General features: G+C 41.7%; 25 protein-coding genes. 22 read left to right on the plus strand and 3 right to left on the minus strand.

Annotated elements, in window-relative coordinates:
• Positions 1-345: 345 nt before the first annotated feature.
• The 12 genes from deoC (at position 346) to recO (ending at position 11344) form a co-directional block, all read left to right on the plus strand.
• Positions 346-1017, plus strand: coding sequence for a deoxyribose-phosphate aldolase (gene deoC, locus JOD03_RS13175; RefSeq protein WP_204591854.1), 672 nt, complete (start codon positions 346-348; stop codon positions 1015-1017).
• A gap of 108 nt (positions 1018-1125) precedes the next feature.
• Entirely contained in the window at positions 1126-1299 is a 174-nt protein-coding gene (gene rpsU / locus JOD03_RS13180) for a 30S ribosomal protein S21 (protein WP_004227078.1), read from the plus strand.
• 974 nt (positions 1300-2273) lie between these two features.
• On the plus strand, positions 2274-3596 hold the full coding sequence (locus JOD03_RS13185) for an NfeD family protein (protein WP_204591856.1): 1323 nt from the start codon (positions 2274-2276) through the stop codon (positions 3594-3596).
• Entirely contained in the window at positions 3596-4600 is a 1005-nt protein-coding gene (gene floA / locus JOD03_RS13190) for a flotillin-like protein FloA (RefSeq protein ID WP_204591858.1), read from the plus strand. Before JOD03_RS13185 ends, floA begins: the two co-directional genes overlap by 1 nt.
• A gap of 25 nt (positions 4601-4625) precedes the next feature.
• Entirely contained in the window at positions 4626-5147 is a 522-nt protein-coding gene (locus JOD03_RS13195) for a hypothetical protein (RefSeq protein ID WP_204591860.1), read from the plus strand.
• 50 nt (positions 5148-5197) lie between these two features.
• Positions 5198-5422, plus strand: a complete 225-nt coding sequence (locus JOD03_RS13200; protein ID WP_204591862.1) for a hypothetical protein — start codon at positions 5198-5200, stop codon at positions 5420-5422.
• Positions 5423-5659: 237 nt separating this feature from the next.
• On the plus strand, positions 5660-6613 hold the full coding sequence (locus JOD03_RS13205) for a PhoH family protein (RefSeq protein WP_204591863.1): 954 nt from the start codon (positions 5660-5662) through the stop codon (positions 6611-6613).
• A gap of 56 nt (positions 6614-6669) precedes the next feature.
• Positions 6670-8781, plus strand: a complete 2112-nt coding sequence (locus JOD03_RS13210) for an HDIG domain-containing metalloprotein (protein WP_204591865.1) — start codon at positions 6670-6672, stop codon at positions 8779-8781.
• Positions 8778-9248, plus strand: a complete 471-nt coding sequence (gene ybeY / locus JOD03_RS13215; RefSeq protein ID WP_204591867.1) for an rRNA maturation RNase YbeY — start codon at positions 8778-8780, stop codon at positions 9246-9248. The genes JOD03_RS13210 and ybeY overlap by 4 nt, the downstream gene beginning before the upstream one ends.
• 4 nt (positions 9249-9252) lie before the next feature.
• On the plus strand, positions 9253-9612 hold the full coding sequence (locus JOD03_RS13220) for a diacylglycerol kinase family protein (RefSeq protein WP_204591869.1): 360 nt from the start codon (positions 9253-9255) through the stop codon (positions 9610-9612).
• Positions 9613-9640: 28 nt separating this feature from the next.
• The gene (gene era / locus JOD03_RS13225) at positions 9641-10546 is read left to right on the plus strand and encodes a GTPase Era (protein WP_204591871.1); all 906 of its coding nucleotides are present in this window, start codon (positions 9641-9643) and stop codon (positions 10544-10546) included.
• A 15-nt stretch (positions 10547-10561) separates the two neighbouring features.
• The gene (gene recO, locus JOD03_RS13230; protein WP_204591872.1) at positions 10562-11344 is read left to right on the plus strand and encodes a DNA repair protein RecO; all 783 of its coding nucleotides are present in this window, start codon (positions 10562-10564) and stop codon (positions 11342-11344) included.
• Positions 11345-11360: 16 nt separating this feature from the next.
• Here the strand turns inward: recO and JOD03_RS13235 are convergent, their stop codons facing one another.
• Positions 11361-12731: a glycine--tRNA ligase gene (locus JOD03_RS13235; RefSeq protein WP_420837253.1), complete on the minus strand. Its 1371-nt coding sequence runs from the start codon at positions 12729-12731 to the stop codon at positions 11361-11363.
• 306 nt (positions 12732-13037) lie between these two features.
• Here JOD03_RS13235 and ccpN point away from each other — a divergent pair, with 306 nt between their 5' ends.
• The 8 genes from ccpN to JOD03_RS13275 all read left to right on the plus strand — a co-directional run bounded on the left by ccpN (position 13038) and on the right by JOD03_RS13275 (position 22062).
• Positions 13038-13691: a transcriptional regulator CcpN gene (gene ccpN, locus JOD03_RS13240; RefSeq protein WP_239584990.1), complete on the plus strand. Its 654-nt coding sequence runs from the start codon at positions 13038-13040 to the stop codon at positions 13689-13691.
• 13 nt (positions 13692-13704) lie between these two features.
• On the plus strand, positions 13705-14526 hold the full coding sequence (locus JOD03_RS13245) for a pyruvate, water dikinase regulatory protein (RefSeq protein ID WP_204591876.1): 822 nt from the start codon (positions 13705-13707) through the stop codon (positions 14524-14526).
• Between the two features lie 207 nt (positions 14527-14733).
• A complete protein-coding gene (gene dnaG / locus JOD03_RS13250; RefSeq protein WP_204591878.1) occupies positions 14734-16551 on the plus strand; it encodes a DNA primase in 1818 nt (605 codons plus the stop codon).
• 31 nt (positions 16552-16582) lie between these two features.
• Positions 16583-17707: an RNA polymerase sigma factor RpoD gene (rpoD, locus tag JOD03_RS13255; protein WP_204591880.1), complete on the plus strand. Its 1125-nt coding sequence runs from the start codon at positions 16583-16585 to the stop codon at positions 17705-17707.
• Positions 17708-18523: 816 nt separating this feature from the next.
• A complete protein-coding gene (locus tag JOD03_RS13260; RefSeq protein ID WP_204591882.1) occupies positions 18524-19663 on the plus strand; it encodes an acyl-CoA dehydrogenase in 1140 nt (379 codons plus the stop codon).
• A 131-nt stretch (positions 19664-19794) separates the two neighbouring features.
• Entirely contained in the window at positions 19795-20172 is a 378-nt protein-coding gene (gene cccA, locus JOD03_RS13265) for a cytochrome c550 (protein WP_204591884.1), read from the plus strand.
• Between the two features lie 94 nt (positions 20173-20266).
• A complete protein-coding gene (locus JOD03_RS13270) occupies positions 20267-20959 on the plus strand; it encodes a tRNA (adenine(22)-N(1))-methyltransferase (RefSeq protein ID WP_204591886.1) in 693 nt (230 codons plus the stop codon).
• Positions 20956-22062 (plus strand): Nif3-like dinuclear metal center hexameric protein, encoded by a 1107-nt coding sequence (locus JOD03_RS13275; RefSeq protein WP_204591888.1) that lies wholly within the window; start codon positions 20956-20958, stop codon positions 22060-22062. Before JOD03_RS13270 ends, JOD03_RS13275 begins: the two co-directional genes overlap by 4 nt.
• Before the next feature lie 822 nt (positions 22063-22884).
• Here the strand turns inward: JOD03_RS13275 and JOD03_RS13280 are convergent.
• Positions 22885-23859 carry a 4-hydroxy-3-methylbut-2-enyl diphosphate reductase gene (locus JOD03_RS13280; protein WP_204591890.1) on the minus strand — a complete coding sequence of 325 codons (975 nt, stop codon included), beginning with the start codon at positions 23857-23859 and terminating at the stop codon, positions 22885-22887.
• Positions 23860-23928: 69 nt separating this feature from the next.
• Positions 23929-24162 (minus strand): hypothetical protein, encoded by a 234-nt coding sequence (locus tag JOD03_RS13285; RefSeq protein WP_204591892.1) that lies wholly within the window; start codon positions 24160-24162, stop codon positions 23929-23931.
• 98 nt (positions 24163-24260) lie between these two features.
• Between JOD03_RS13285 and JOD03_RS13290 the strand changes: the two genes are divergently transcribed.
• Both JOD03_RS13290 and JOD03_RS13295 read left to right on the plus strand, forming a co-directional pair.
• The gene (locus JOD03_RS13290) at positions 24261-25559 is read left to right on the plus strand and encodes a DEAD/DEAH box helicase (protein ID WP_204591894.1); all 1299 of its coding nucleotides are present in this window, start codon (positions 24261-24263) and stop codon (positions 25557-25559) included.
• Positions 25560-25570: 11 nt separating this feature from the next.
• Positions 25571-26455, plus strand: coding sequence for a deoxyribonuclease IV (locus JOD03_RS13295; RefSeq protein ID WP_204591896.1), 885 nt, complete (start codon positions 25571-25573; stop codon positions 26453-26455).
• The last annotated feature ends 113 nt before the right edge of the window (positions 26456-26568 follow it).

Here is a 26568-nt window from a genome sequence, read left to right on the forward strand (position 1 = left end):
CTGGTCCACCCGTTCAGTATGTCTTTCAGACATGGCCAGTAAAAGCGCCTTATAGGCGCAGAGCAAACCACCAGTTCTACTGGTGGTTATGATTTATTCGATTTGAGGCTTATTCTAAGTTGAGTGGAATGGAGGGGTTGACTCCAGTGGGATTCCAGTCTGACGTGAGATCCCGCAGGAGCCTGCGACGAGGAAGCTCACGCAGCGCCCACGGAAAGCAGCCCCGCAGTGGAACTCAACGTATAGAGTGGCGTTCTCCACATCTAGAAGTCTACCTTGCTATTTCCAATTAAATTGCTTATGATGAAGAGGTACGTACAACTCAATTTAAAGGAGTGTCTATTGATGAAAAAATCAACAGCATCATACATTGATCATACATTACTAAAACAAGACGCGACAAAATCTCAAATCGAAGTTCTTTGCCAAGAAGCGGCAAAATACGAATTTGCATCTGTATGTGTAAACCCGACATGGGTTGCATTTGCAGCGGAACTTTTAACAGATAGCCCTGTAAAAGTTTGTACGGTTATCGGATTCCCACTGGGTGCATCAACTACTGACGTGAAAGCATTCGAAACAAAAGATGCCATCGCTAAAGGTGCTACTGAAATCGATATGGTTTTAAACGTAGGTGCATTAAAATCAGGTTTGACAGAAGAAGTACAAAAAGACATCGAAGCAGTTGTTGAAGCAGCTAAAGGCAAAGCAATCGTTAAAGTGATTCTTGAAACATGCCTACTTACGAAAGACGAAATCGTACTAGCTTCTCAACTTTCAAAAAATGCTGGCGCTGACTTTGTGAAAACATCTACAGGATTCTCTACAGGTGGCGCAACTGCAGAAGACGTTGCACTTATGAAGAAAACTGTTGGTGATGACCTTGAAGTAAAAGCATCAGGCGGCGTTCGTAGTATCGAAGATTTCAATACAATGGTGGAAGCTGGAGCGACTCGTATTGGAGCAAGTTCTGGTGTGTTAATTATGGAAGGTAAAAAGAGCGATTCTGATTACTAATATTTTGTAGCACTAGTTGACGTTTCTTGCTGGATACGCTATAATTTTTAGGTAACATAACTTTGTTGTTATGTGCTTTGATGTGTGTTCGGAGGGAGGGAAAGAGAGATGTCAAAAACTGTCGTTCGCAAAAACGAATCGCTTGAGGATGCTCTTCGACGCTTCAAACGTACTGTTTCTAAAAGCGGTACTATTCAAGAGGTACGAAAGCGCGAGTTTTATGAAAAACCAAGCGTAAAACGTAAAAAGAAATCAGAAGCTGCGCGTAAACGTAAGTGGTAATCTTCCCGATGCATCCCTGCGTTACTAACACTTGATGATTAAATCGAACACAAACCCGCAAGTTCCTTTTGGAGCTTGCGGGTTTTTAATTTTGCACTAGGTGCCTGTCACCATTTTCCACTTCTTGGCAGGGAATCCCTCCACCCAGGCCGCCATTTCCTGGGAGGATTTCCCCGAGCCTCCCCACGTAAGCTGAAAGGAGAGCACTTTCATCTTCGTTACCGGGTCTCGGGAAAATCCTGATGACCCGGGAAATGACGACCTAGCTTCCAGGATTTCTCAAATAATCCATTTAACTGTTTGAAAATTTGGGCGTTGATCTTGAAATAGTTTCCATAATATGACTTCGGTAGAACAAATTTGTTTTGGGTAGAATAAATTGTAGTTTCGGTAGAATAAATCCTCAATTCATCCGATGAACGAGCGCTCAGCTTCATTCGATTCTTCTTAGAGGCGATATTTTACAATGAAACCTTTATTTCTACTACTTAGTTTGAGTGTAGTGGAGGTGCGACTTGGTTCATTTAGTGGCTTGATTCAATCGACAAGAGAAGGTAGTGAGTTCTTGGGGTGACGGTCTATTAATCTAAATGGAATCGAGTTGCACCTCCTAGAAATCCCGCAAGATGCCATCGCATGCCATGAAGCAAAGAGCGCTTCACGGGCTCCGCTGTCATCTTGCACAATTTCTGAACAGTCGGCTCCACATCTAATTACAGTGGAGGCGAGAAGTGCAAGCTTCTCGTATGCCAAGAGGAGGCTTCGGTATGCTCCCCCTAGAACTCACTACCGTAACGCCAGAGATTGATTCTACTAAACTATCTAAAACGGCGTTATCCAAGACCAAAGACACATTTCTGCCTCAACTCATATAATTTCCGGCTAATACAATCAAAAAACATGCATGCGTATGAAACTTTTCGGTATGATAATCGTAGAAGCAGGTAGACAGATCGAGAAAGTGGGGTGAAAAGGTGAAAAAATTGCGAATTGTATGGGTGCTCTCACTTTTACTTGGACTCCTCTTGCCACTTTTTTCCGTTGGTGCTCAAAATGAAACCGTTTACCGTATTCCATTAGATGATGTCGTAGAAAAAGCGCTATACACATTTCTAGCACAATCTATTGAAGAAGCGGAAGAAGCTAACGCAGAAGCTATTATTATTGAAATGAATACGCCCGGTGGACTTGTAGACGAAGCAGAAAATATTGCAAAGCTAATGGCTGATACCGAGGACATTCCAATTTATCTCTTTATCAATAACCGAGCATTATCTGCCGGAGCATTCTTAGCGCTTTACGCAGAAGAGATTTACATGTCACCGAATGCTACAATGGGAGCAGCGGCTGTCATTGATCAAACTGGAAATGCTGCTGATGAAAAAGCGCGCAGTGCCTGGGCAGCTTCCATGCGAAACGCCGCGGAATACTCTGGACGTAATCCTGTCTATGCACTGGCTATGGTGGATGAGTCTTTAGAGATTCCGGAACTTGGTGTGGATGCCGGAGAACTTCTGACTCTATCAGCAAGTGAAGCTTTAGAGGTTGGGTATGCAGAAGGTATTGTCAATTCATTAGATGAAGTATTAGATGCAGTTGGTCTCGCAGATGCAGAGGTCGTCTCAGTAGAAGAATCTTTCTTGGTCAAACTAGCCCGATTCGTTACAAACCCGATTATTGTTCCAATTTTGCTCTCCATCGGAAGTCTAGGACTAGTGCTTGAACTCTACTCGCCAGGATTTGGTCTGCCAGGAATTGCGGGCTTGAGTGCTTTAATGCTGTTTTTCTACGGGCACATGATTGCTGGGCTTGCGGGGTATGAAGCGATGCTTTTATTTGCTCTAGGCGTCATCTTGTTGATTGCAGAGATTTTCCTCCCCTTTGGTATCAGTGGTGTACTTGGAGGGATAGCGATCATCGGAAGCCTTTATTTAGCAGGGGCAGATATGACACAAATTAGTATCTCAATTTTAATTGCACTTGGAGTTGCGATTATAGGAATGGTGATCATTATGAAGTTTTTTGGAAGAAGATTAAAATTGTTTAATAAAATAATTTTAAGTGACTCAACGTCTACGGAGAGAGGGTATGTCTCGTCTATAGAACGAAGAGAATTAGTTGGATCTACAGCAGACACCTTAACACCACTTCGTCCATCTGGTACTATTGTTATTGGTGATGAGCGATTGGATGCGGTTTCTGAAGGGAATTTTATTGACCGCAACAAAAAAGTAATCATCCGAAAAGTAGAAGGATCACGAATTGTAGTTCGTGAACTGAAAGAGGAGGAAATGTAATGATAGAAAGCTTTGGAATTGTCGGCTTGGTAGCAGCGATTGTTATCGTATTTTTATTCCTTGCCGTATTCTTCACTTTCGTACCTGTCACGTTGTGGATTTCCGCACTAGCTGCAGGCGTACGAATCAGTATTTTCACACTAATCGGGATGCGTTTACGTCGCGTTATTCCAAACCGAATTGTTAATCCGTTAATTAAAGCACATAAAGCGGGTCTTGACGTTCAAATTAACCAACTAGAGAGTCACTACCTTGCGGGTGGTAATGTTGACCGCGTAGTAAATGCTCTAATTGCAGCACACCGTGCAAACATTGATTTATCATTTGAACGAGCTGCAGCAATTGACTTAGCAGGTCGTGATGTTTTAGAAGCAGTACAGATGTCTGTTAATCCAAAAGTAATTGAAACTCCATTTATCGCGGGTGTTGCGATGGACGGTATTGAAGTAAAAGCAAAAGCGCGAATTACAGTTCGTGCAAACATCGACCGTCTTGTCGGGGGTGCTGGTGAGGAAACAATCGTCGCTCGTGTTGGTGAGGGAATTGTAAGTACTATTGGTTCTTCAGAAAATCACAAAAAAGTACTTGAAAATCCAGATATGATTTCTCAAACCGTACTATCTAAAGGTCTTGATTCAGGTACAGCATTTGAAATTCTATCGATTGATATCGCGGACGTTGATATCGGCAAAAACATCGGTGCTGAACTACAAACAGAGCAAGCTGAAGCAGATAAGAAAATTGCACAAGCTAAAGCCGAAGAGCGTCGTGCAATGGCCGTTGCTACTGAGCAAGAGATGAAAGCTCGCGTAGAAGAAATGCGCGCGAAAGTTGTTGAAGCGGAATCACAAGTTCCACTTGCAATGGCAGACGCTTTAAAAGATGGAAACATCGGTGTGATGGATTACATGAACTACAAGAATATCCAAGCCGATACATCCATGCGTGATTCTATCAGCAAAGTTGGAAAAGATGATAGCAAAGACAATCCGACAAACTCGTAAGTTCGAGTAGAAGGGAGGAGCGGACATGGAAGGATTATTGCTAATTGTCTTGTCGCTAATTATCAGTTCGTTTTTTGGCAGCAAGAAAAAAGCAAGTCAAGAAACTCCACCTCCAGTGAGACAAAAAGAACCAACTCAAACATCGCAACCGGCTCAAACTAGACAAGCGAGTCAACAACAACCTGCTCGCCCTCGTTCTTTAAAAGAATTAGAGGACTGGACGAGACAGATGCTTGAGCAGAATGAAGAAAAGATTCCTCCCAAAGTGAAGGAAGTTGTGAAGCAGGCCGAACCTGAAGTTCGAGAACGATCTTCTCAAAGTCGGCCTCAAACGATTCGACCTGAGCGTGTCGCTAAAGTAGATCCAGTCATTGCAGCTGGTGAAATCGGTCAATCACGTCCTGGTCGTTTGTCTGCTCACAATAAACCAAAAGAACAACCAATGAAGGAAATACCGGTAAAAAAGCTGATTGATTCAAAAGAGCAATTGGCACAGGCCATTGTTCTATCAGAAGTGCTTGCACCACCAATTTCAAAAAGACGCTAGTCTGAACACCTGCTCTCTTACATAGTCATATGTAAGAGAGGGGTGTTTTTTTGTTGAATCCTCACTATGTAGAAACGAATCTATCCTCGTATCTCCTTATCAAATCATCGGTTACTATCCGAACAATGACGGATACAATGTTTGCGCTACAGACGACTGATCATTTCATTCAATTACATGCAGAAAGCCTCCGTGTTCGTAAGCTAACCAACGAATCGCTAGAAGTCTTGTTCAAAGGATTGAAGACACTTGAAATTCAGACCATTACTAATTGAACCCATTTTGGAGAGAACTAGAGTTTGAGGCCGCCACTACGAAAAAGAATTTCGAGCTTGAATCGAGTCACATTACTGAGCTTTTGAGACAGTTTGTTTCGGAGAGTGATGAAGAAGTGAAAATACTCGGTGTAAAGGTTTTACATTTGGAAAATAATAATGGTAAAGTAAGAGGTAAGGTACTAGTCAACTTACATGGCAACATCGCGAAAACGGAGTACCTTAAGGAGATAGTAAATGACTGAAGAAAAACTCGAAATCAAAGTGAATGACCCTGCAGAAGCGGCGCAGCTTCATGGTAATGGGGATAAAAACTTTGCGCTTATTGAAGAAAACTTTTCGGTCCAGCTAATCGCGCGTGGCGACACGTTTTTAATTGTTGGCGAGGAAGAAGCTGTTAAAAAGGCGCATAGTGTAGTGAACGCTTTACTAGAATTGATTCGTAAAGGTATTCAAGTAAATGAGCGTGACGTGGTTGCTGCTCTTGAAATGGCAAACGCAGGAACAATTGATTATTTTGTTCGCCTTTACGAGGAAGAGATTGCTCGTACGGTAAAAGGAAAAGTTATTCGAGCAAAATCAATCGGTCAAAGAGCCTATGTCAAAGGCATTAAGAATTTTGATTTGACGTTTGGAATCGGACCAGCTGGAACAGGGAAAACCTATCTAGCTGTTGTAATGGCTTCGCAAGCTCTTAAAAACGGACATGTCAAGCGTATCATTTTAACTCGTCCAGCCGTAGAAGCCGGCGAAAGTTTAGGCTTCTTGCCAGGCGATTTAAAAGAAAAAGTAGATCCGTATCTACGTCCACTTTATGATGCACTTCATGATGTCATAGGAGCAGAACAAACCGAACGCCTTATTGAACGTGGTGTTATTGAAATCGCACCTTTAGCCTATATGCGTGGTAGAACATTAGATGATGCGTTTGTCATATTAGATGAAGCACAGAATACGACACCTGCCCAAATGAAAATGTTTTTAACACGCCTAGGGTTTGGCTCTAAAATGGTCATCACAGGTGATAAGACACAAATTGACCTTCCGAAAAATACGAAATCGGGTCTAATGATTGCAGAATCAATGTTGAAAACAGTAAAAGGGATTGATTTCCATTATTTAGAGCAAGGGGACGTTGTACGTCATCCATTGGTCGCAAAAATAATACAAGCGTATGAAGAAGGGCAGTAGTCGGTTTCGACTACTGCTTTTTACGTGGTATACTTATGGAAGATGGAGGGGTGCTTGTGAACCGGATTCTTTCTTTTTTACAAACCGTACATGATAAAAAAGGTGTGTTTGCATCTGTCACATTAGTGATGGCAGTAGTATTGTTTGTCTTGCTCTCATTTATAACGAATGAAAATACATATACAATCGAGCGTTTCCAATTGTCTCCTGAAACGATTCGTTCCACCAAAACGGTGGAAGATCCTTTAAAAACTGAACAGGATCGACTAGCTGCTCGAGAGTCAGTTGATCCAGTTTATGTGTTTCAAGAAGAAGCTAGCGATAACCAAGCCGCATGGACTTCTTCTGTGTTTGAAACAATCTTAGTGGTGAAGCAAGAAGCACTGTCTGAAGATAGTGAACAACCACCCGTTCAACAACTAAAAGTAGAATTAGAAGCGTTATCAAACGAACTTGTTGAACGACTGAGTGATGAAGAACTTTCCATATTACTGAACCAACCTGCATCGACTCTTACAACCGCAGAAGAGGTTGTAACCGATGAAGTTGCTACAGCGCTAAATCAACCTATTCGCGGTCCTCAATTAACTGTAGCACGAGAAGAAGCCGCATCTCGTGTACTAGAACGTTTGCCATTTCCAACTAACTTTGAAACAATTCTCACAAAAATCATGGCTGTTGCGATCATTGAAACAGAATTTTTAGATGAAGAATTGACTGAACAACGTATACAACAAGCTGTCAATGCAGTAGAACCTACAAGAATTTTACAAGGACAACTACTGGTGCAACAAGGCCAGTATGTCGACCGTGAAATTTATCGCCAACTTGAATTGACTGGAATGATTGAAGATACTGTCCAATACAAATCTTACTTTGGTCTAGCTGTGTTAATTTTCTTAGCGGTAGCTATGGTTTACTGCGCTATCCATTTAACAAAAGGTACGCGTAAAACACGACTCACTTGGTTGACGGTGGCACTTGTTGTGATACTTGTTGCATCGATCTTGATGGTATTGACCTCTATGATTGATGATAATTTCACAATCTCACTTGCATTTTTATTTCCAACAGGATTTGTTGCCATGACAGTTTATCTGTTGACGAGCGAACGCCTTGCCTATATTTCACTAATCGCAAATGCTTTACTGTCAGGATATATTTTCAGAGAAGACTTCACGACTTTTTTACAAACCGATGTAGCACTTTATACATTGATTGGTGGTCTTTCAGGTATATTCGCCTTTAAGTTCCTATCAGGAAGTGCTCCAATATTAAAAGCAAGTGGTATAGTTGCGGCAACGAATGCTCTCTTTATGCTTGCTTATTTGTTACTCTCAACAAGCGCATTGACTTTAAATTATTCATTACTTTCATTAGGTCTCGCACTGTTATCAGGTTTGATTTCCGGAGCGTTCACATTTGGTACATTGCCGTTCTTTGAATCAGCTTTTGGTATTTTGTCTACAATGAAATTATTCGAACTTGCGAATCCTGGGCATCCACTTCTAAAAAAGTTGTTAATGGAAACGCCGGGTACTTACCATCACAGTGTTATGGTCGCAAACCTTTCGGAAGCAGCTTGCGAAGCAATCGGAGCAAATGGTCTGTTTGCGCGTGTAGCTTGTTATTATCATGATATTGGCAAGACAAGAAGACCTGGATTTTTCATTGAAAATCAAACCAATGGGTATAACCCACACGACAGTCTCCCGCCAGAAACAAGTGCCTCAATAATTCGGGACCACACAACAGATGGGGCTGCCTTATTGATACAAAACCGAATACCTAAGGCGATCGTAGACGTTGCACTTCAACATCATGGGACAACATGTATTAAATTCTTTTATCATAAAGCTAAGCAACACGACGAGACATGTATAGAAGCGGATTTCCGCTATGAAGGACCAAAACCTCAAACAAAAGAAGCAGCTGTTATTTCGATAGCTGACAGTGTAGAAGCAGCAGTTCGTTCTATGAAACAACCCGATAGTGAAAAGATAATGAAACTTGTTGATTCGATTATCAAGGATCGTGTGAATGATGGGCAATTCGATGAATGTGATATTTCAATGAAAGACTTACAAATTGTAAAACAAAGTATATGTACAACATTAAAAGGGTTTTATCATGAGCGTATTCAATATCCAGAGGAGGACAAAAAATGATTGTCGATTTTCAAAATGAGCAAAATGCGGCGGATGAAAAGACGTTGCAGTTAGTGGAAGATGTATTGCTATTTATTGCAGATAAAGAATCCGTTGCTCAAGATGCGGAACTCTCTGTATCCTTTGTGACCAATGAAGAGATTCAAGAGATCAATAAAACTTACAGGGGCAAAGATGCAGTGACAGACGTCATCTCATTTGCGATGCAAGAGCAAGGGGAAGGGGAAATCCAGATTATTGGCGAAGAACCAATCCTTCTAGGTGACATCATCATCTCAGTAGATCGTGGCAGAGAGCAAGCAATCGAATATGGCCACAGTTTTGAACGAGAGCTAGCATTTTTAGCAGCTCATGGACTTTTGCATTTACTTGGATATGACCATATGACAGAACAAGACGAACGTGAGATGTTTGCCAAACAAGAACACTATTTAACTGAGTTCGGCTTACCTCGCACAACTGAGTAAGCGTATGCGACGTGAAGTAAAGTCATTCCAAAATGCATGGCAGGGGATATTTCGTGCAGCCAAGTTGGAGCGTCACTTAAAGTTTCATATTGTAGCGGCTATCGGAACGATTGCTGGTGCTTTTATTCTTCAGTTTTCCGCTTTAGAGTGGGTGGTCCTTGTCCTGACCATAAATGGAATGATTGCACTAGAGTTGGTCAACACTGCAGTTGAGCGTATAGTTGATTTCGTGCAGCCTGAATGGGATGAGAGGGCAGGACAGATAAAAGACATTGCGGCAGGCGCATGTCTCATTTATGCGTGCGGTGCACTAGCAATTGGGTGTATACTATACATTCCAAAACTAATTGAAGTGATCAGTTAGAGAGGAATGAACGGAGGAATTTTTTAGTATGGAATCAAAATTTAAATCAGGCTTTATCTCGATCATTGGTCGACCAAACGTAGGAAAGTCGACATTCTTAAATCGAGTCATCGGTCAAAAGATCGCTATCATGAGTGACAAACCACAGACAACTCGCAATAAAGTGCAAGGTGTTTTGACACAAGATACGAGCCAAATGATCTTTATTGATACACCAGGTATGCACAAACCTAAGCATAAACTGGGTGATTTTATGATGAAAGTTGCAAAGAACACGATGAAAGAAGTAGACGTCATCATGTTCATGGTCAATGCAACTGAGCCCATTGGATCTGGGGACAAAATGATTATGGAACTACTAGAGGGTAATCAAACACCTGTATTTTTAGTGATTAATAAAATTGACGAAGTACATCCAGATGAGCTATTTGGAATCATTGATTCTTATAAAAATGAATACAAATTTGCGGAAATCGTACCCATCTCAGCACTGCAAGGAAACAATATAGATCGTCTACTGTCCACAATCGAAAGCTACTTACCGGAAGGACCTCAGTATTATCCAGCTGATCAAGTAACTGACCACCCAGAACGTTTTATTATTTCGGAATTGATTCGTGAGAAAGTATTGCATGTAACACGTGAAGAAATTCCTCATTCAATCGCAGTTGTCATCGAGCAGATACGAAAAGAAGAGGGGAAAGAATTAATCAATGTCTCTGCAACGATTGTAGTAGAACGAGATTCTCAAAAAGGAATCGTCATCGGTAAACGAGGAGCGCTTCTTAAAGACATCGGAACAAAAGCGCGTCAAGACATTGAAATGCTTCTTGGTTCAAAAGTATTTTTAGAGCTTTGGGTAAAAGTTCAAAAAGACTGGCGCAATAAGTCTAATCAATTGCGCGATTACGGTTTCCGTGACGATGAGTATTAAGAGGGAGGCCTCACCATGCTGACAAAAGTAGAGGGATATGTGCTACGAGCGATTCCTTACGGAGAGAACAATAAAATTATAACTATTCTCACCGAAGAACTTGGGAAGCGAACAGCCATGGCGCGTGGAGCTAAAAAGCCGGCAAGTCGATTTTCTGCTGTCACGCAGCCCTTTACACATGGTCACTTTTTACTTCAACAGGGAAAAGGAATGGGGACCCTGCAACAAGCAGAAATTATTCAGTCGATGCGTCATATCCGTGAGGACTTTTTAAAGACAGCGTATGCGAGTGTTATAACAGAGCTTGTTGATAAACTGACAGAACAAGATGTAGCCTCGAGTGGCATTTATCAGCTTCTTCATCAAGCAATGCAAGCCATTGAAGAAGAACAAGATCCAGAAGCTATTTTATTGTTCGTGGAATGGAAGATGTTACCGGTCGCTGGAATTCGACCCTTCTTAGATGGTTGTGCAAATTGCGGGTCAAAAGAAGGGGAGTTTGCATTTTCTTTTCAACAGATCGGATTTTTGTGCCATAGATGTTTTCACATAGACCCTTACATCATTCGATTGACACCTGTGCAAGTTCGCTTGATTCGAACATTTATGTTCACGTCACTCGAAGAAGTGAATTCCATTCAACTGAAAAAAGAAACGAAGCAATTCATGCGAAAGATTGTTTCAACAATTTACGAGGAACAAGTGGGCATCCATTTGAAGTCACGGAAATTTTTAACGCAAATCGAACGCAATCCTTTGCTGTTTGCAGACGAAAAAAAGGACGTCCCTGAAGACTAGGGACGTCCTTTATCTATTAAAATTCTAAGTGTTTTTCAATGTATGCTTTCACGTCTGCGACTTTCATACGTGTTTGTTCCATTGAATCACGGTGACGCACTGTCACTTGTCCATCTTCTTGTGAATCAAAGTCATACGTGATACAGAACGGTGTGCCAATTTCATCCTGGCGACGGTAGCGTTTCCCAATGGATTGCGACTCATCGTAGTCCACCATGAAATGTTTGCTAAGTTCAGCAAATAATTCACCTGCAGGTTCGCTCAATTTCTTCGAAAGTGGAAGAATTGCTGCTTTGAACGGAGCAAGAGCTGGGTGGAAGCGCATCACATTTCGTGTGTCGTCACCTTCTAATTGTTCTTCTTCATACGCATTGATCAAGAAAGCAAGTGTTACGCGGTCTGCACCAAGAGAAGGCTCGATCACATAAGGGACGTAACGTTCGTTTGTTAAAGGATCAATGTATGTGAAGTCTTCGTTTGAGTGTTCCATATGTTGCTTCAAATCGAAGTCTGTACGGTCTGCAATTCCCCAAAGCTCGCCCCATCCAAATGGGAATTTGTATTCGATATCGACTGTTGCATTTGAGTAATGCGACAACTCATCTTGATCGTGCTCACGCAAACGAATCGTATTTTCTTTCATCCCTAGGTTTAGTAACCAATCTTTACAGAAGTCACGCCAGAATGCGTACCACTCTAGGTCTTCCCCTGGTTTGCAGAAGAATTCAAGCTCCATTTGTTCGAATTCACGTGTACGGAATGTAAAGTTACCCGGTGTAATTTCATTGCGGAAACTTTTTCCGATTTGACCAATCCCAAACGGCACTTTTTTACGCATAGAGCGCTGTACATTTTTGAAATTGACGAAAATACCTTGTGCCGTTTCAGGACGTAAGAAAATTTCGTTCGTAGAGCTTTCCGTAACACCTTGGAATGTCTTGAACATCAAGTTGAACTGACGAATATCTGTGTAGTCGAACTTCCCACAAGTCGGGCAGACAATGTTGTGCTCATCGATTAATTTCTTCATGTCATCAAAGGATAGACCGTCGACAACCATTTCGATTCCTTTTGCGTCAAGTGCGTCTTCAATGATCTTGTCTGCACGATGACGTGATTTACAGGCTTTACAATCAATCATCGGATCATTAAAGTTTCCGATATGTCCAGAAGCCACCCACGTTTTTGGGTTCATTAAAATCGCTGCGTCAATTCCGACATTCGTTGGCGATTCTTGAATAAACTTTTTCCACCATGCTTTTTTAATATTGTTTTTCAGTTCGATTCCTAGTGGGCCGTAATCCCATGTGTTCGCTAAACCACCATAGATTTCAGAGCCAGGAAAGACAAATCCACGTTGCTTGGCAATGCTTACAATCGTCTCCATGTTCATCGCTATTCCTCCTTAAGTATTGGACAAAGAAAAACGACCCGCCCACGGGCCTATTGCCCGAGGACGAGTCGTTAAACCCGCGGTTCCACCTCGATTGACTGAAACTAGTCAGTCCTCTTTGTCCGGATAAGACTCCTGGATGCCGTTTCATACCATGCAGGCTTTCACTATTTCCTGCTCGCTTTAGGCGGTACTACTTATTGTCCACTCAACGTCTCTATTTGAATAAAATTAGTATAGCATGAGCAAGTTTACTTCGCAATCACTCCTTATGTGCGCTATAATTAGACTGAAATTTTGATGAACTTTGAGGCGGTGGAAACAATCGAACTCAATAAACGACAAGTAGAGATCCTCGATATTGTAAAAGAGAATGGACCGATCACAGGTGAACAGATTGCGGACCGACTTAGTCTAACGCGCTCGACACTTCGCCCGGATTTAGCCATTTTGACAATGGCAGGCTATCTTGATGCACGACCTCGTGTCGGTTATTTTTATTCTGGAAAAAAATCTGGACAGGCAATTTCTGAAACGATGACCAAGTGGAAGGTCAAAGATTTTCAATCTGTCCCGGTTGTCATACAAGAACATATCTCCGTTTACGACGCAATTTGTCAGCTCTTCTTAGAGGATGTTGGCTCGATGTTCGTTGTGAACAAAGCGGCTATTTTAACAGGTGTAGTGTCGCGCAAAGACTTGCTCCGCATCTCTATAGGGAACCAAGACCTGACGAAGATGCCGGTGCATATGATGATGACGCGGATGCCAAATATAACGGTCTGCCAAAAAGAGGATCCGCTGTTAAGTGCCGCTCAACTCTTAATGGATCGACAAATCGATGCATTGCCGGTCGTCAGAAAACAAGAAGATGGGTTTGAAGTTGTGGGCCGTGTAACGAAGACGACAATCACTCGCGCATTTTTAGCGCTTGCAGATGAACACGACATTTAAGGAGAGTGGCTGCATGCACATTTTTATTATTTCAGATTCAATCGGAGAAACTGGAGAGCTCGTAGCGAAAGCAGCGCTCAGCCAATTCGAAGAAGTGTATCATAAAGCAAAAATTAAACGCTTTACCCATATTGATTCTCTTGAGCATATTCAAGAAATAGTGACGCTTGCAAAGTCACATCGTGCAATTATCATCTACACACTCGTGCGGGACGACATGAAAGATCAAGTGGCATCCCTATCTGAGCAGTCAGGTGTCGAAGCAATTGATCTGATGGGACCTGTTATCACAAAGTTTGAAAAAGTCATCGGTTCACAAGCGATGCAAGAACCAGGTCTTGTTCGCCGCTTAGATGAAGATTACTTCGCAAAAATCGAAGCGGTAGAGTTTGCTGTCAAATATGATGATGGACGAGATCCAAGAGGTCTTTTGCAAGCTGATATCGTCTTAGTAGGGGTTTCTCGCACATCCAAGACGCCTCTATCGCAATATTTGGCGAACAAACGATGGAAAGTTGCGAATGTACCCTTGGTTCCAGAAGTGGAGCCGCCAGAAGAACTCTATGAGATCGACCCGGCAAAATGTTTTGGCTTAGTAATCAATCCTGAAAAATTGAATTCTATTAGGCGGGAGCGGCTCAAGGCAATTGGCTTGAGTGACGAGGCAAACTACGCTAAAATAGAGAGAATACAAGAAGAGCTTGACCACTTCCACTCAGTCGTTTCTAAAATTCAGTGTGAAGTTATTGATGTTACGAATCGCGCAGTCGAAGAAACGGCAAACATTATCATATCCAAAAGACAAGATTCACTAAAAAATTGCACACGTACTTAAAAAAATCCGGGCGACCATCGTCCGGATTTTGTCACGGTATACGTTTCAAAATCAAATTATTCCATAGCGATTGACCCCGATTTAGTTTATAATAATTCTTTGTGATTAGAATTTAACTAGTTTTAAAGAATTAATGTCGATTTTTGAAGGATTTTCGTTATCACTTGTAGAATAACGATAGAGTAAGCAAAGAGTAGGTGAACCAAAATGGCTAAGCATGTGGATGATGAAGTGATTGAACAAGTCCGGTCATCCGTCGATATTGTGGATGTTGTTGGGGAATATGTTCAATTGACAAAACGTGGACGAAACTATTTCGGACTGTGCCCATTTCATGGTGAACAAACACCTTCTTTTTCTGTAGCACAAGAAAAACAAATTTTTCATTGTTTTGGGTGTGGTGCGGGTGGAAATGTCATCACCTTCTTAATGGATATCGAGGGATTGAGCTTTCAACAAACGATTAATCGCTTAGCTGAACGTGTCGGAATCGATGTTCAAATTGAGGACAGTGGAACTGCTCGAGAACCTGTTAAAAACTCTGCTCATGAGAAGTGGAAAGCAGCCCACACATTCGCTGCATCTTATTATCATCACCTTTTACTTAATACGGTGGAAGGTGAACAAGCTTTAGCCTATTTACATGAGCGTGGAATCGATGAAGAGACCATCAAGAAGTTTCAAATCGGTTGGAGTTTGCCAGGGTGGGACAATCTTTCATCACTGCTTAAACAAAGAGACTATGATCTTGCTGATATGGAGGCTTGTGGACTCGTCGTTCGTCAAGAGCAGAACGAGCGGTACTTTGATCGTTTCCGTGGACGTATCATGTTTCCTATTATGGATGAAAAAGGTCAAGTCATTGCGTTTTCTGGACGTATTTTGAATTCCGATGCTGATGAAGCCAAGTATTTAAATAGTCCAGAAAGTGAGCTGTTTCAAAAAAATGATGTGCTTTACAATTTGCACAATGCCCGAATGTCGATTCGACTTAAGAAACAAGTCATCTTAGCGGAGGGGTTTCTTGATGTCATCGCATTCACACGATCGGGTATCGATCATGTTGTCGGAACAATGGGAACAGCACTCACTCAAAATCACATCACACGTTTGAAACGTTTGTCGACAAATTTCGTCTTTTGTTTTGACGGTGATAAAGCGGGGTTTGAAGCGACAAGAAAAGCATTTGCAGCTACGGAAGCTAAACAAGTCCAGCGCACCGCAATCGTTTTACCTGATCAAAAAGATCCCGATGATTTTGTTCGAACAAATGGCAAGGATGCACTCACTAAAATCGTTGAAGAAAAGGGTCTATCAGAAATGGCATTTACAATGCTTTATTTCAGAAAAGGACTCAACTTTCAAAATGATACGGATGTACTTCGCTACACAGAAAATGTGTTAGAAGCTCTTGCCAAGTTTTCATCACCCATTGAACAATCGTATTATACAAAGCAATTAGCGAACGAAGTTGGAATTGACCAATCCGTCATTGAACAACAACTTCGAAAATTGCTCGCAAAACGTGCGCGTTCCGAACAAACACCACGAGAAGCGCCTCAAGTGGTTATATCAGAAAGAAAAACACAAAAACTCGATGCCACAAGTCGAGCCGAATATCTACTTCTTGCCCATCTTTTAGATGACCCGACTGCGCTAAGGTCACTTGGAATAGAAGAAGATATGGAAGTGTTTGTACACGATGAACTCGTAGAGGCATTTATTCATCTGTTAGCGTTCTATGAAAATTACCCACAAGGCGATTTTCAAAGATTGCTTGAAGTGACGGAAAATGCAGAGTTGAAACGAGTGTATATGTTTGCCACTATGCTAGAGAAAGATCCAGAAAGTAGCAAAAAGGAAATTGAAGATAGTATGCGTCAACTACACAAATATCGGGTAGAGAAACGTATTGAGCACTTAATGCACGAATCAAAAGTAGCTGAAAAATTATCAGATTATACAAAAGCGCTCGATCTTGCAAAACAAGCGATCGAACTCAAGCGCACACTTCATAAAATCTGATGTCATTTAGGCACGTAAAGGAGGAATTCTTATGGCAGAAAAATCAGATCAGGTGAAAGAGGATTTGGAATTGTCATTAGATGAAGCAAAAAAGCAACTGATTGAGTTAGGTAAGAAAAATGGGGAATTGACATACGGGGACATCGCTGAGAAATTAGCTACATTTGAACTCGAGTCAGACCAGATTGAAGAATTCATTGATCAACTAGAAGGCAAAGGAATTGAGCTTGGCCGAAAAGATGGGGATGAAGAAGAACTCGATCAGCTAATGAATAAAAAAACGACGGAAACCTTCGATCTAAATGATCTGAGCGTTCCTCCTGGTGTGAAAATTAATGACCCAGTTCGTATGTATTTAAAAGAAATTGGCCGTGTCGAACTTCTAAATGCTAAGCAAGAAATTGAATTAGCAGAACGAATCGAATTAGGTGACGAAGAAGCACGCAAACGTCTTGCAGAAGCGAACTTACGTCTTGTAGTTAGTATTGCAAAACGCTACGTTGGTCGTGGGATGTTGTTCCTTGATCTAATTCAAGAAGGAAACATGGGATTAATAAAAGCAGTAGAAAAGTTTGATCACCGCAAAGGATTTAAGTTCAGTACGTATGCAACATGGTGGATTCGTCAAGCCATTACTCGCGCAATCGCTGACCAAGCTCGTACAATCCGTATTCCGGTTCACATGGTTGAAACAATCAACAAACTGATTCGTGTGCAGCGTCAACTTCTGCAAGACTTAGGCCGTGAGCCATCTCCAGAAGAAATTGGAGAAGAGATGGACCTTCCTGCAGAAAAAGTGCGTGAAATTTTAAAGATTGCTCAAGAGCCTGTTTCATTAGAAACACCAATCGGTGAGGAAGATGATTCCCACCTTGGGGATTTCATTGAAGATGCAGATGCGCAATCTCCGTCAGACCATGCAGCTTATGAGTTGTTAAAAGAACAGTTAGAAGATGTTCTGGATACGTTAACAGATCGAGAAGAGAATGTCTTACGATTACGTTTTGGTTTAGATGATGGGCGTACACGTACACTTGAAGAAGTCGGCAAAGTATTTGGTGTTACGCGTGAGCGTATTCGTCAGATTGAAGCAAAAGCTCTTCGCAAGCTACGTCATCCGTCTCGCAGCAAACGTCTAAAAGATTTCTTAGATTAATATCTTGCCCCTCAACTTCCTTGTTGAGGGGTTTTTTGGCGATTTTTTCCTAGAAAATCCCTACACTCAGAACGCCATTTCCTGGGTGAGTTTTCCCGAGCCTCCCCACGTAAACTGAAAGAAGGCCACTTTCAGTTTCGTTGCCGGGTCTCGGGAAAACTCAGATGGCCCGGCAAATGACGTCCTGACCTCCGGGATTTCCTATAAGGTGCCTGTCACCTTTAAGAAAGCTGCTCGGTTTCAAACTGAGCGAACGTTCATCGGATGAATACGTAATTTATTCTGCACTAATCAGGATTTCTTCTACCGAAACTGATTTTTCTTCTACACTAAACGTGATTTCTTCTACCGAAGTCATATTATGGAAACTAATCCAAAACTCAGACCTGATTTCTTAAGGGCCTTACTACTAAAATCTTATGACTTTCGCAATCGACAAGTGGAGGTAGTGAGTTCCTGGGGTGACGTTCTATTAATCTAAATGGAATCGAGTTGCACCTCCTAGAAATCCCGCAAGAAGCCATCGCATCCCATGAAGTAAAGAGCGCTTCACGGGCTCCGCTGTCATCTTGCACAATTTCTGAACAGTCGGCTCCACATCTAATTACAGTGGAGGCGAGAAGTGCCAGCTTCTCGTATGCCAAGAGGAGGCTCCGGTATGCTCCCCCTGGAACTCACTACCGTAACGCCAGAGATTTAGTACATCTAAGAGCACATGTGTTTTATTTCACATTCATTTTTATGCCAATTCCTCAAAAAGTTCGGTATAATCAAACATGTAAGCGTTTACTAAGGGAGAAAAAAGGGGATGTCAACATGAATTTTGATCTTACACAAGAACACCAAATGCTAAAAAATATGATGCGAGACTTTGCCAATGAAAAAGTCGCACCGGGTGCAATCGAACGCGATAAAACGAAACAATTTCCTACTGAAATCTTCAAAGAATTAAGCGACATGGGGATGATGGGCTTACCTTTCGACGAAGAATACGGTGGTGCTGGTGCAGATACAATCAGCTTTGCAATCGTTACAGAAGAACTGAGCCGAGCATGTGCTTCTACAGGAATTACATACTCTGCGCATATTTCATTAGGTGGTGCGCCACTTCATCTATTTGGAACAGAAGAACAAAAACAAAACTATCTTGCACCTATTTGTTCTGGAGAATCATTCGGTGCATTTGGTTTAACAGAACCAAATGCTGGATCAGATGCGGGTGGTACACAAACCACTGCAAAACTTGAAGGAGACGAATGGGTAATCAATGGAAGCAAAGTATACATTACGAATGCTAGTCACGCCAAACACTTGGCTATCACAGCCATTACAGGGACGCATGACGGCCGTAAAGAGATTTCTGCTATCATAGTGCCAACTGACGCTGAAGGCTTCACAATCATCGATAACTACGAGAAAATGGGCCTCAACGCTTCCAATACAACTGAACTAGTATTTGAAAACGTCCGTGTTCCAAAAGAAAACCTATTGGGTGTTCAAGGAAACGGCTTCCGCCAGTTCCTAACAACACTCGACGGCGGTCGTATCGGAATCGGAGCAATGGCTGTTGGGATTGCACAAGCGGCATTTGATAAAGCGCTTCGTTATTCAAAAGAGCGTAAACAATTTGGCAAGTCTCTATCTGAATTCCAAATCACACAGTTCAAATTAGCAGATATGGCGATGAAAATTGAACTTGCACGCACAATGGTCTATAAAGCAGCTTGGTTAAAAGATCAAGGACGACCATTCGGAAAAGAGGCGGCGATGTGTAAACTATATGCTTCTGAGATTGCGATGGAAGTTGCAGATGAGGCTATTCAAATCCATGGTGGTTATGGCTATATGAAAGAATATGAGGTCGAGCGATTCATGCGTGACGCGAAATTACTTGAAATCGGTGAAGGAACTTCAGAGGTTCAACGAATGGTCATTGCGCGTCATATCGGGTGCTGATAGATTTGTCGAATTTGTCACAATGCAACAAAACTTGCCTTATTTCTCTTTTCGTTTTTTCGTGAATGGAGTACAATAATGATGTTGACTAATGTTATTAGTGATAGTGTGACCAAGAGGGAGGGTTATTGATGACAAAGAATCCAATCGTTCCGTACATTTTAATCATGCTTTTCGGGATCGGACTTATTTTCTTCCTTTCTGTTCAGGGTGTTGGAAACCAAGCAGAAATAGCTGAATCTGGCGAAGAGGGTACAGAGTCAACTGAAGGTGGCGAAGGAGCATCTGCAGGTGAATTCGACCCTGAAGTTCTAGCTCAGCAAAAATGTATCAGCTGTCACGGAAGCAGCTATGAAGGCCAAGGCGCATTCCCAGGTATTAAAGGATCAGCTTTATCTGAAGAAGAAATCGCTGACATCCTTGCTAATGGTAAAGGTGCAATGCCAGGCGGATTAGTTCCTGCTGAAAACATCGAAGAGATGGCTGCATGGGTTAAATCGTTAGAATAGTAAGCTAGAAGGTCTCACTCTATATAGAGTGGGGCTTTTTTCTTTGCTTTCTTCTCTTTGTTGAAATCGGTATACTACATATGAGGTGTTAAATATGAACAGTGAACAATTATCAGAACGTTTGAAACGAGTAGGAGAGCATGTACCTAAGAATGCACGTCTTGCAGACATTGGTAGTGACCATGCCTATCTACCATGTTATTTAGCCAAGCAGCAACGAATTGAATTTGCGATTGCTGGAGAAGTCGTCAAAGGGCCATTTCAATCCGCAGAACGTCAAGTGAGAACAGAAGGTCTTACAGACATAATTGAAGTCCGGATGGGGGATGGGTTAGATGTCATTCGTGCAGAAGACCATATCTCAACGATTACAATTGCTGGCATGGGTGGGCCACTCATTGCCAAAATAGTAGAGCGTGGGAAAATTAAAGCGAATCTAGCTGAACGCTTAATTTTACAGCCGAATGTTCATGCACTTGCTATACGCGAGTGGGCAGAACAAAACGGGTGGAAACTCATTCACGAAGAGATTTTAGAAGAGAATCAAAAAATTTATGAGATACTGGTACTTGAAAAAGGAACTATGAAATTGACGGATCAAGAACGTTTGCTAGGTCCACTATTGATGCACGAAAAATCTGCAACTTTCGCGAAAAAATGGACAAGAGAATCTACAGAGTGGAAACGGATCTTGCAAAATCTCCCTGATTCAGACCGTCCAGAACTAGCTGAAAAACGACAAGAGCTTGAGTGGAAGATCAAACTCGTAGAGGAGGCACTTGAATGAATGGACATAGAGTGATTGAATTATTCGAAAGATGGGCAAAACCAACCCTCGCCATGGAGGGAGATCCCATTGGTTTGCATATTGGAACGTTAAATAAAGAGATTTCTCGTGTTTTGGTTACTCTTGATGTCACACCTGCAGTCATTCAAGAAGCAATTGACAACCACTGCGAGTTAATCATTGCGCACCATCCTCCGATTTATCGAAAGCTAAAGGCTGTCGATACATCTACACCAGTTGGCGCTATGATTGAGAAATGTATCAAGCATGACATCGCGGTCTATGCTGCACATACCAATTTAGATATCGCAGCAGGTGGTGTAAATGATATGCTCGCACAAGCTTTAGAACTTGAAGATATCGAAATACTGACTGAAACGTACTCGGAGCGGGTTATGAAATTAGCTGTTTTCATTCCAGAAACTCATGCAGATGCTATGCGCGAAGCATTAGCGGGCGCTGGGGCAGGAGAAATTGGAGACTATGAACACGTATCGTATTCAATGAAAGGTCAAGGTCGTTTTCGTCCAGCGGAAGGAGCAGACCCGTTTATAGGAGAGATTGGTAAGTTGGAACTTGTCGATGAGGAGAAAATTGAAGTCGTCTTTCCAACATCTAAAAAAGCACGTGTAGTAAAAGCAATGTTGAATGCCCATCCCTATGAAGAGGTGGCATATGATATCTATACATTAGACATTGAAGCAAACGAACATGGTCTTGGCCGAATCGGGCGAGTTCATGACATGAACCTAGAGCAATTTGCCAGTTACGTCAAACAGAAACTCGGCGTCCCGTTTGTTCGAGTGACGGGAGATTTTTCAAAGTCAGTTACAAAAATAGCTGTGATTGGTGGAGACGGCAATAAGTATATTTATGATGCGAAACGTGCAGGTGCGGATGTACTTGTTACGGGGGATATGTATTTCCACACAGCGCAGGATGCGGAGACAATCGGCTTGTCGATTGTGGATCCGGGACATCATGTCGAAGCAATTATGAAGCAGGGGACTGTTGATTACATGACGGAGCTTCTAAAAAACGAAAAGAAAGCTCCAGAATTCATTGCTTCTACCATTTCTACTGAACCGTTTAAGCTAATCTAAAAATACAGAAATCCACTAGAACTTGAAAAGCCCTACAACTAGAACGTCATTTCCTGGGTGAGTTTCCCCGAGCCTCCCCACGTAAGCTGAAAGAAGAGCACTTTCATCTTCGTTGCCGGGTCTCGCGAAAACTCAAATAGCCCGGGAAATAACGTCCTAGCTTCCGAGCTTTGACATGTAAATTAAACTAGCAATCAGCATACATATCAAATTATAGGCTTTCTTCTCTTTAAGTTAGAGCATGCTCGCTTTCCTAAACTATGTTTTTTATTTTCTTTATCAGGCCTTGCGTTAGCACAGCCTGGCAGTATATATTTATCTGCAGCCATCCTATCTTTATTCGAGTGCTTCATAGAGGCGGAGCTGACTCAAAGACGATGATAGGCACAACTTCCTGCAAATATGGACTCGAAAAATTTTGATTTGACTGAAGACGATTGCGTAAGAACACAGTAAGAAGAATCGCGCTGGGGCCGCTCTAAAAAGCGGCCCCAGTCCTTTTCGTTCTTAATTTGATCTTGTAAGCAATCTTCGTAAGCTTAATCAAATTGTTCAAAGCCCACAGGAAATTACGGTCTAGTTGGAAGGATTTCCAGATAAGAGACAACTAGCTATTTTTCCCAAAAGGTACCTGGTACCCAAACAATTCCAATACAATTTATAAATATAGTGCATATTTAGTGAATAGTCATGGATGTCAGAATAGTGTTTGGGACAGGTGCCTAGAAAAATAATAATATTATGGAAACTTAATTATGCGACAAAAAGAAAAGCAGTATCCTCTCTTGAATAAATTCAAAAGGGGATACTGCTGTTTTTTGATTAGTTAGCGTATGGTTCGATACGTATTACTGGTTTTGGAACTTTAATTTTCGGTAAAATTTTATCATTTGCTACTTTTTTCGTAGTATCATGTGTCGATGGATCTGCGGGGTCATACTTTTCTAAAAACTGAATGACCTCTTTTACGATAGGTGTAGGGGTAGAAGCACCTGCAGTAACAGAAACCGTTTCAACACCCTCTAACCATTCTAACTTTAATTCAGAAATATCTCCAATACGGTACGATGGCGTATCTGCAATTTCTTCTGATACTTGTGTTAGACGATTTGAGTTGTTACTCATTGGATCCCCAACAACAATTAATAATTCTGTGTCGCCCGCTTGTTCAGCAACAGCCTCTTGGCGAACCTGAGTAGCTAAACAAATTTCTTTATGCACTTCAATAGTTGGAAATTTAGCTTTTAATGCATCCATTAACTTTACAACGTCCCACTGAGACATTGTTGTTTGGTTCGTTACTAAAAGTTTTTCATTTGTTAATGTAAGATTATCGACGTCTTCCAACTTTTCAATCAAATGCACGTGATCAGGTGCAACCCCAATCGCGCCTTCAGGTTCTGGGTGTCCTTTTTTCCCGATGTAGAGAATGTCATACCCTTCCACTGTTTTCTCAGCAATCAAATCGTGCGTCACCGTTACGTCTGGGCATGTCGCATCAATAGACACTAAGCCTTTTTGCTTTGCCAGTTCACGCACTTGCGGGGACACTCCGTGAGCCGTGAAAATAACTGTTCCCGATTCTACTTGACGAAGAATCTCGAGACGATTTGGACCATCAAGTGTAATGATCCCATCTTCTTCGAACGCATCTGTCACATGTTTATTATGAACAATCATTCCTAAGATATATATTGGTCGTGGCAAACTTGTATCTAGTGCAGCATTTCGCGCGATGACCATCGCATCGACGACACCATAACAATAGCCGCGGGGTGAGATTTTTTTTACTTTCATGGAGAAACTCCTTTCACAACACATACTACATTCATTATAACGAAGGAATGGTGTCGTAGCAAAGTATAGCTATTTTGGCATAAATACTGTAGAATCACGAGAGTGTGTATTTTTTCGTTCCTGCGGTATCGGGGAAGAGATTCCCTGGAGCAGGCTAGCTAGCATTATGAACTGTTGAAGCAACGGACTAACCTGTTTAATGAGCGGGGCAAGTTGATGAGCAACTTGCAGCCATTCCATCAGGTTATCTGTTTTTTTTTGGGACTGAGTTAATTCGAATGGATAAAATTCTTTGTACTTCACTCGGTCACTCCTTTCATAGTTAGTATATGAATGATAGGGAAAGACGTTAAAGACATGGTACAATAAACGAAGGTAGTAACCGGATAGGAGGGACAGCTATGTCCAAATTTAGCGACTATAATTTCCAGCCATTTTTGATGGATGCCATCAATGACTTGAAATTTGACAAACCAACACCGATTCAACATAAAATGATCCCACTCATTATGAAAGGGAAAAGTGCCATTGGGCAGTCTCACACAGGGACTGGCAAGACGCACAGCTTCCTTTTGCCAATCGTGGAACAAATCAACACGGACAAACAAGAAGTGCAAGCTATTATTACGTCTCCAACACGTGAACTTGCCACGCAAATTCACAAGGCACTTCAGCAACTGATTGAGCACTCAGATATCCAATCGAAGTTATTTATCGGTGGTACAGATAAAGCCCGTGCAATTTCAAAACTGACAACACAACCGCATATTGTGGTCGGTACACCAGGTCGAATTAAGGACTTGATGGTTGAAGGTGCTTTACACGTGCATACGGCGTCTACTCTAGTTATCGATGAAGCAGATCTTGCTTTTGATTTAGGCTTCATCACAGATATCGATCAATTTGCAGGGAAGATGCCAGAAGATTTAAAGATGTACGTTTTCTCGGCAACCATTCCAGAGAAATTGCAACCGTTCTTGAAAAAGTATATGGCGTCACCTGAACATATCAACATCAATGATAAAAAACCTGTAGCAGAAGGCATTGAGTTTTTAGCGGTACCTGTGCGCGGTAAATCTAAAAAGAACCGTTTGGTCGAAGTGTTAGAAGTTATTAATCCGTATCTCGCAATTCTTTTCGTCAACACAAAGAAATACGCAGACAAAGTAGCGCAACATTTAAATGAAAATGGCTACAAAGTCGGCTTACTTCACGGTGATATTTCTCCACGTGAACGAAAAAAAATGATGCAGAGTGTTCATGATTTGGAGTATCAGTACATTGTAGCAACAGATTTAGCAGCACGTGGGATTGATATTCCAGGTGTATCACATGTGATCAACTTAGAAATTCCAAGTGATCTTGAGTTCTTCATACACCGTGTTGGTCGTACAGCACGTGCTGGACTTGAAGGACAAGCCATTATCTTGTACCAACCAGAAGATGAGGATGCGCTAAACCGCATTGAAAAAATGGGAATCACATTTAAGCATGTTGATATCAAAAATGATGAATGGGTCGAGTTGAAAGACCGCCATGCTCGTAAGAATCGTCAAAAAGTAGACAATGAAATAGATGCGAAAGCAAAAGCACTTGTCCGTAAACCGAAAAAAGTAAAACCTGGATACAAACGCAACATGAAATGGGAAATGGACAAAGTGAAAAAGAGAGAACGCAAAATTCGTAACCGCAAACGCTAGGGGGATGAACAATGTTACTAGGGTCACATGTTTCAATGAGTGGCAAGAAAATGCTTGAAGGTGCGAGTGAAGAAGCACGAAGTTATGGCTCATCGACATTTATGATTTATACAGGGGCACCTCAAAACACTCGAAGAAAGCCAATCGAAGAATTAAATATCGAAGCTGGCCTTGCGCATATGGCAGCGAATGGTATGTCCAATATTGTCGTTCATGCTCCGTATATCATCAATTTAGGCAACACAACAAAACCCGAAACATTCGCACTTGGTGTAGACTTTTTGCAAAGTGAGATTGAACGCACACACGCGCTTGGCTCAAAACAGATTGTTCTCCACCCAGGTGCACACGTGGGCGCTGGTGTAGAGGCGGGCGTAGCACGTATTGTTGAAGGCTTAAATACAGTACTTGAAGCAAAAGGTGATGTCCAGATTGCTCTTGAGACAATGGCAGGAAAAGGGTCTGAAATCGGTCGAACATTCGAAGAGATTTCGATGATTATAGAGGGTGTTACACATAACGAACGTTTATCTGTTTGTATGGACACCTGTCACGTTCACGATGCAGGTTACAATGTTCGAGAAGATTTCGATGGTGTATTAAATGAATTTGATAAAATTGTTGGGCTTGACCGACTAAAAGTCATTCATGTCAATGATTCGAAAAATGTACAGGGCGCAGCGAAGGACCGCCATGCCAATATTGGGCATGGTGAAATTGGATTTGAAGCACTGCATTATGTGATTCATCATCCGCAACTTGCAGCACTTCCCAAAATCTTAGAAACACCTTTTGTTGGTGTCGATGCAAAATCAAAAAAAGCACCGTATGCAATCGAAATTGAGATGTTGAAATCTGGTAAATTTAATCCAGATGCATTAAATAAACTTATGTAAGATCGCCAATTGGCGGTCTTTTTTTAAAAGATAAGAAAGTATATAATTTTTGATGCCATGAGCCCAGTGTTCATGGTATTTTGATTTTATGGAGACAAATATTCTTAAGCAGA

It is taken from the genome of Chryseomicrobium aureum, assembly GCF_016909155.1.
Classification (GTDB): domain Bacteria; phylum Bacillota; class Bacilli; order Bacillales_A; family Planococcaceae; genus Chryseomicrobium; species Chryseomicrobium aureum.